The organism is Neobacillus cucumis (assembly GCF_002860255.1).
GTDB lineage: Bacteria > Bacillota > Bacilli > Bacillales > Cytobacillaceae > Neobacillus > Neobacillus cucumis_A.
Map to the genome: position 1 here is coordinate 1 of NZ_PGVE01000092.1, position 6,221 is coordinate 6,221.

A 6,221-nucleotide genomic window follows, 5' to 3' on the forward strand; every position below is an offset into this window, starting at 1 on the left:
AGTCTGGCAATTATGGCGAGAAGGTCACACCCGTTCCCATACCGAACACGGAAGTTAAGCTTCTCAGCGCCGATGGTAGTTGGGGCAAGCGCCCCTGTGAGAGTAGGACGTTGCCAGGCATGTAAAAGGACAATCCGAGAGGATTGTCCTTTTTGTGTTTTAGTCCATAAGAAACTGATAAATCAAAAATGGCCCTTTTTTCATTGTAATCTCTATAAAGGATTGAATAAATGGATAATCACGGTTTGGCATCATCTTCGTTAGCTCACTCCACCATTCAGTTTCATACCGGGCAATCATACTTAGGTTATACAATAATAGATAATGAACAAGCAGCTCTGGAAAGTTAATAAAATTCCCTTTATTAAGTGGTATGGTGAACAGGTCCTCCTCTAGGTTATAAAATAACGGGGACATTCCTGAAAGAACGTCCTTATTTCTTTTAAAGGAAAGCTCCTCATTAGAAAATTCCACACTATTTTTAAACTTTGAAGAAAGAAACTCTTTAAACCGACTCTCTGTCATATGAAAGTTATCTAATACAAACTCTGGTATGACTAGTTCATTGTTATGCTCCGATAATTTAGCAAATGTCCTTTTCCCTTCCATAATAAAAAATAAATCATCAAGTTCCGGTATAAGCTGCAGTAATTCCTCCATAATGATTTTTTCCCCTTCCAATTGTTTCATGTGGAACATTTTTTCCGACATAAAGGGAAAAAGTCCATTTTTTTGAAATTTAACTTCATCATGAAAGAAAAGATAGTTTTGCTTTTTTCTTTTTCTTGTTGAAACGCCATGGGCTAATACAGCAGTTGTCTCAGGATAGGAAGGATCTATAGTTAAAATACAGGCTTTAATTAAATGGACAAGTCCATAAAAAAGTAAAATCGGTTTTAAGATTAACGGAGAATTTTCTGCCTGATCATAATATATTTGCCCATGTTCGAGATAATAGAGAAAGGCATAACCATTTTCATAACTTTTTTGCTCAGGGTTATCAATATTTCGCTTTTGGTAACACATTTTCAAATATCTTTGGCAGTATTCTGCTGAAAAAAAACAAGAGAAGCTTTTCCAATTTTTGTACGAAGTAACCAAGTAGCTCACCTTTTTCAGAAAAATCAATAAAGTATTTATTCCTTGACAGTAGTTTATCCAATTGATAACCTACAAATAATATTTTTTGTTCTGGAGGGCTGTTAAAAATGTGGGAAAATAAATTTGCAAAAGAAGGTCTAACATTTGATGATGTTTTATTAATTCCGGGTAAATCAGAGGTACTGCCAAAAGATGTGAACCTGCAAGCAGAATTATCGTCAAGTGTAAAGCTCAATATTCCGATTATTAGTGCCGGTATGGACACAGTTACAGAATCAGAAATGGCTATTTCTATTGCTCGTCAAGGCGGCCTAGGAATCATCCACAAGAATATGACAATTGAACAGCAGGCAGAACAGGTAGAAAAGGTTAAGCGGTCTGAAAGTGGCGTTATAACAGATCCATTTTTCCTAACCCCTGACCACCAAGTATATGATGCGGAGCATTTGATGGGTAAGTATCGCATTTCGGGTGTTCCGATTGTGAATAACTTAGAGGACCAGAAGCTAATTGGTATCATTACTAACCGTGATCTTCGTTTTATCCAAGATTATTCATTTAAAATTTCTGATGTAATGACGAAGGAAAATCTTGTTACAGCCCCAGTTGGGACAACTTTAAAAGAAGCTGAACAAATTCTTCAAAAGCATAAGATTGAAAAGTTGCCGCTTGTAAATGAAGATGGAGTATTAAAAGGTTTAATTACAATTAAAGACATTGAAAAAGTTATTGAATTTCCTAACTCTGCAAAAGACAAACAGGGACGTCTATTGGCAGGTGCAGCTGTTGGGGTAACTAAGGATACTATGAAGCGAGTAGAGGCATTAGTAGCAGCAAATGTTGACGCTATTGTTATCGATACTGCCCACGGACATTCAAAAGGGGTACTAAATACAGTTAGGGAAATCAGAAATGCCTTTCCAGACCTGACTATTATTGCAGGAAATGTCGCTACTGCAGAAGCAACAAGGGATTTAATTGAGGCTGGTGCTGATGTTGTAAAGGTAGGAATTGGACCTGGTTCCATCTGTACTACAAGGGTTGTAGCAGGTGTTGGAGTACCACAAATTACTGCTGTCTACGATTGTGCAACAGAAGCGATGAAACATGGAAAAACGATTATCGCTGATGGCGGTATTAAATATTCCGGAGATATTGTAAAGGCCTTAGCTGCAGGCGGAAATGCAGTAATGCTTGGAAGCTTATTGGCAGGTGTATCAGAGAGTCCTGGTGAAACGGAAATTTTCCAAGGACGCCGCTTTAAGGTTTACCGTGGAATGGGTTCTGTGGCAGCAATGGAAAAGGGATCAAAGGATCGATATTTCCAAGAGGATAATAAAAAGTTTGTTCCAGAAGGAATTGAAGGGCGGATTCCATATAAGGGACCATTAGCTGAGACGATTTACCAGCTTATTGGCGGTATACGTTCAGGTATGGGCTATTGCGGGACAAAGGATCTTCATGATTTAAGAACAAAAGCACAATTTATTAAGATGACAGGTGCTGGTCTGAAAGAAAGTCATCCACACGATGTTCAAATTACCAAAGAAGCACCCAATTATTCACTATAGATTTTCTAAAACAGAGAGGTTGTACCTCTCTGTTTTTATTATGAAAAATTTCCTATTAAATTTTAAGGGGATTTTAATCAGATGCCAAAGAATGGTTCGATGCTCATTCTATGATTTACTAGGCAGGTATGTTAAAATATTCAAAGTGTATAAATTCCTTGGAGGGCGTGTAATAGTGAACAAACATCTTTATCAAAAATATGTTGCCAGTGCATTGGCAATGATTATGTTTTTTAGCGTATTTGCTGGGGTAAATAAGGCACATGCAGAAGCAGCTTTAAATGTGAATGCAGATGGAGCCATTTTAGTAGACGGTAAGACAGGAAAGGTTTTATATGAAAAAAATGCTGATAGTGTACTAGGAATTGCTAGTATGACTAAAATGATGACTGAGTATATCCTGCTTGATTCAGTAAAAAAAGGAAAAGTGAAATGGGATCAAGAGTACAGGGTTAGTGACCTTGTATACAAAATCTCACAGCGCCGTGACCTTTCTAACGTGCCGTTACGTGCAGATGGAACCTATAAAGTAAGAGAGTTATATGAAGCTATGGCAATCTACTCTGCTAACGCAGCAACCATTGCCCTTGCAGAGATTATGGGCGGTTCAGAAACAAACTTTGTAAAAATGATGAATGATAAAGCAAAGGCCTTAGGGTTAAAGGATTATAAATTTGTTAATTCAACAGGTTTAAATAATCGTGATTACAAAGGTTTACAGCCGCAAGGAACAGGTGCAGAGGATGAGAACGTCATGTCATCTAGGGCTGTTGCCAAACTGGCATTTCATTTAATTAATGATTTCCCTGATGTTTTAAAAACAGCCAGCACTCCAAAGAAGGTCTTCCGTGAAGGAACAGACGATCAAATTAATATGATTAACTGGAACTGGATGCTGCCATCACTAGATTATGGTTACCAAGGGATGGACGGGTTAAAAACAGGAACAACTGATTTTGCAGGCTACTGTTTTACCGGAACAGCCAGCCGTGATGGAAAACGATTTATTACGGTCGTCCAAAATGCAAAGGATGCCAGCGGACAACAAGGTGGTTATAAAGCCCGTTTTGAGGAAACTCGAAAAATGCTGGACTATGCATTTAGTAATTATACGAATGTCAAACTTGTTCCAAAAAACTACCAAGTTAAAGGACACAAGACGTTGCCAGTTCTTAAAGGAAAAGAGGACCAAGTAAAGATTTATACGAAATCAGCCATTAATATGATCGTTCTTAACGGAGAAGAGAAAAATTATGAACCAGTTCTCGTATTAGACAAAAAGAAAGTCAACAATAAGGGACAATTAACCGCACCAATTAAAAAAGGTGAGACGGTAGGTTATGTTACTCTAAAACCAAAGAATGGCGAGAAGGTTAGCTTCTTAACACCTGAGGGACAAAAGAAAGCACAAGTAGATGTTGTAGCTGCAGAGAATGTTGAAAAGGCTAATTGGTTCGTCTTGATGATGCGCGGCATCGGTAATTTCTTTGGTGATGTTTTCCATGGAATTGGTGTAACTGTAAAAGGTTGGTTTTAATTAGAAAAGTGCAAATATGAGGGAATAAATGTAAAAAGGATTCTTGTCTTGACAGGAATCCTTTTTTGTTGCTTTAATGTTTTTATGGTAAAATAATTCCGATATTTTGAATTGGATTTTTCCAAAAATATGATTTTATTTTTCTCAAAATTAAAATAAAGGGGGATTTTTTTATGAAAACTGGTACGGATCTTGTAAAACGTGGTATGGCTGAAATGCAAAAGGGCGGCGTTATTATGGACGTAATTAACGCTGAGCAGGCAAAAATCGCAGAGGAAGCCGGTGCAGTAGCAGTCATGGCATTGGAACGTGTACCTTCTGATATCCGCGCAGCTGGCGGTGTAGCAAGAATGGCGGACCCAAGAATTGTTGAAGAGGTACTAAATGCTGTTTCTATCCCTGTTATGGCAAAAGCAAGAATTGGACATATCGTGGAAGCACGAGTACTTGAAGCTATGGGCGTCGATTATATCGATGAGAGCGAAGTTTTAACTCCCGCAGATGAAGAATACCATTTAAACAAAAAAGACTATACAGTCCCATTTGTGTGCGGCTGCCGCGACCTTGGTGAAGCTGCCCGCCGTATTGGCGAAGGTGCATCCATGCTTCGTACAAAAGGTGAACCTGGAACAGGAAACATCGTAGAAGCAGTCCGCCACATCCGTAAGGTGAATGCTCAAGTTCGCAAAGTTGTTGGAATGAACGAAGATGAATTAATGACTGAAGCAAAGCTGCTTGGTGCGCCATATGAATTATTACTTGAAATTAAAAACCTTGGCCGCCTTCCTGTAGTTAACTTCGCTGCTGGTGGTGTAGCAACACCTGCAGATGCTGCGTTAATGATGCAATTAGGGGCTGATGGGGTATTCGTTGGTTCTGGTATCTTTAAATCAGAGAACCCAGCTAAATTTGCAAGGGCAATTGTTGAAGCAACTACACATTATCAAGATTATAAATTAATCGCTGAACTTTCAAAGGATCTTGGAACACCTATGAAAGGGATTGAAATTTCATCACTAGCACCAGAAGCTCGCATGCAGGAGCGTGGATGGTAAAATGATTAAAATAGGCGTACTCGCTTTGCAAGGGGCTGTCCGTGAACATATTAATTCATTAGAGGAATGTGGTGTAGAGGCAGTTGCAGTCAAGCGCAAAGAGGAATTGGAGGATCTTGATGGCCTCATTCTTCCTGGCGGTGAAAGCACGGCAATAAGACGCTTAATTGATAAGTATGATTTTATGGACGCCCTTAAGGAGTTTGCCCGCTCAGGGAAACCCATGTTTGGTACTTGTGCCGGTCTTATTCTTTTAGCAAAAGAACTCGTTGGTTACGATGAGTCACACATCGGTGTAATGGACATCAAGGTGGAACGTAACTCATTTGGCCGCCAAGTAGACAGCTTTGAGGCTGACCTCGCGATTAAGGATGTAGCAGATTGCTTTCCGGCAGTGTTCATCCGTGCGCCGCACATTGTTGAGGCAGGAGAGAATGTTGAAATTTTGTCCAAGCATAATGACCGCATCGTCGCCGCACGTGAAGGGCAATTTCTCGGATGTTCTTTCCATCCTGAATTAACGGAAAATCATGCCATTACGGCTTACTTCGTTGAAATGGTAAAGGAATCAAAAACAAAACATTTGGTTTAATCTGGTTGCATTTGGTTCATAATTATAGTAAATTATAAAACAAATCAATAATGAAAAAAGCAATGAGAGGAACTAGTAACAAGAACCTCACTCCTAAGAGAGCCGGTGGCTGGTGAGAACCGGTGGGTGACCCTTGCGAATCCCTCCTCGAGCAAGGTACAGAACACCTTTTGGTAAGTAAGTACTTTCGGTAAAACCGTTACATTTTTGAGGTGAACAGTTCATTCTGTTAACCAGGGTGGTATCGCGACTAACTCTCGTCCCTGTATTTGGGGCGGGAGTTTTTGTTTTGTTATTGGGGGCAAAAACCGGGTGAAAGGCTCTTGAAGACAAAAGTCAGAGGGAACCATCTAGACCTGTCCTCA

5 protein-coding genes, 1 rRNA gene and 1 other annotated feature are annotated in these 6,221 nt (G+C 39.5%); of the genes, 5 read left to right on the forward strand and 1 reads right to left on the reverse strand.

Annotated elements, in window-relative coordinates; all coding sequences use genetic code 11:
• Positions 1-2 precede the first annotated feature (2 nt).
• Positions 3-119 (forward strand): 5S ribosomal RNA (rrf, locus tag CVD27_RS24715).
• Between the two features lie 40 nt (positions 120-159).
• Here the strand turns inward: rrf and CVD27_RS24720 are convergent.
• On the reverse strand, positions 160-1,026 hold the full coding sequence (locus CVD27_RS24720) for a YaaC family protein (RefSeq protein WP_374703107.1): 867 nt from the start codon (positions 1,024-1,026) through the stop codon (positions 160-162).
• Positions 1,027-1,208: 182 nt separating this feature from the next.
• On the opposite strand from CVD27_RS24720, the gene guaB reads away from it, so the two are divergent.
• The 4 genes from guaB to pdxT all read left to right on the forward strand — a co-directional run bounded on the left by guaB (position 1,209) and on the right by pdxT (position 5,856).
• Positions 1,209-2,672 carry an IMP dehydrogenase gene (gene guaB / locus CVD27_RS24725; RefSeq protein ID WP_101651454.1) on the forward strand — a complete coding sequence of 488 codons (1,464 nt, stop codon included), beginning with the start codon at positions 1,209-1,211 and terminating at the stop codon, positions 2,670-2,672.
• Positions 2,673-2,892: 220 nt separating this feature from the next.
• A complete protein-coding gene (locus CVD27_RS24730; protein WP_180960434.1) occupies positions 2,893-4,209 on the forward strand; it encodes a serine hydrolase in 1,317 nt (438 codons plus the stop codon).
• Positions 4,210-4,382: 173 nt separating this feature from the next.
• Positions 4,383-5,264, forward strand: coding sequence for a pyridoxal 5'-phosphate synthase lyase subunit PdxS (gene pdxS, locus CVD27_RS24735; RefSeq protein ID WP_101651458.1), 882 nt, complete (start codon positions 4,383-4,385; stop codon positions 5,262-5,264).
• Between the two features lies 1 nt (position 5,265).
• A complete protein-coding gene (pdxT, locus tag CVD27_RS24740) occupies positions 5,266-5,856 on the forward strand; it encodes a pyridoxal 5'-phosphate synthase glutaminase subunit PdxT (RefSeq protein ID WP_101651460.1) in 591 nt (196 codons plus the stop codon).
• A gap of 53 nt (positions 5,857-5,909) precedes the next feature.
• Positions 5,910-6,124, forward strand: a binding site (T-box leader).
• The last annotated feature ends 97 nt before the right edge of the window (positions 6,125-6,221 follow it).

Excerpts from the sequence above, each read along its gene's own strand:
- pdxT (WP_101651460.1), top strand. The coding sequence starts at position 5,266 with ATGATTAAAATAGGCGTACTCGCTTTGCAAGGGGCTGTCCGTGAACAT.
- CVD27_RS24730 (WP_180960434.1), top strand. The coding sequence starts at position 2,893 with ATGATTATGTTTTTTAGCGTATTTGCTGGGGTAAATAAGGCACATGCA.
- guaB (WP_101651454.1), top strand. The coding sequence starts at position 1,209 with ATGTGGGAAAATAAATTTGCAAAAGAAGGTCTAACATTTGATGATGTT.
- pdxS (WP_101651458.1), top strand. The coding sequence starts at position 4,383 with ATGAAAACTGGTACGGATCTTGTAAAACGTGGTATGGCTGAAATGCAA.
- CVD27_RS24720 (WP_374703107.1), bottom strand. The coding sequence starts at position 1,026 with ATGTGTTACCAAAAGCGAAATATTGATAACCCTGAGCAAAAAAGTTAT.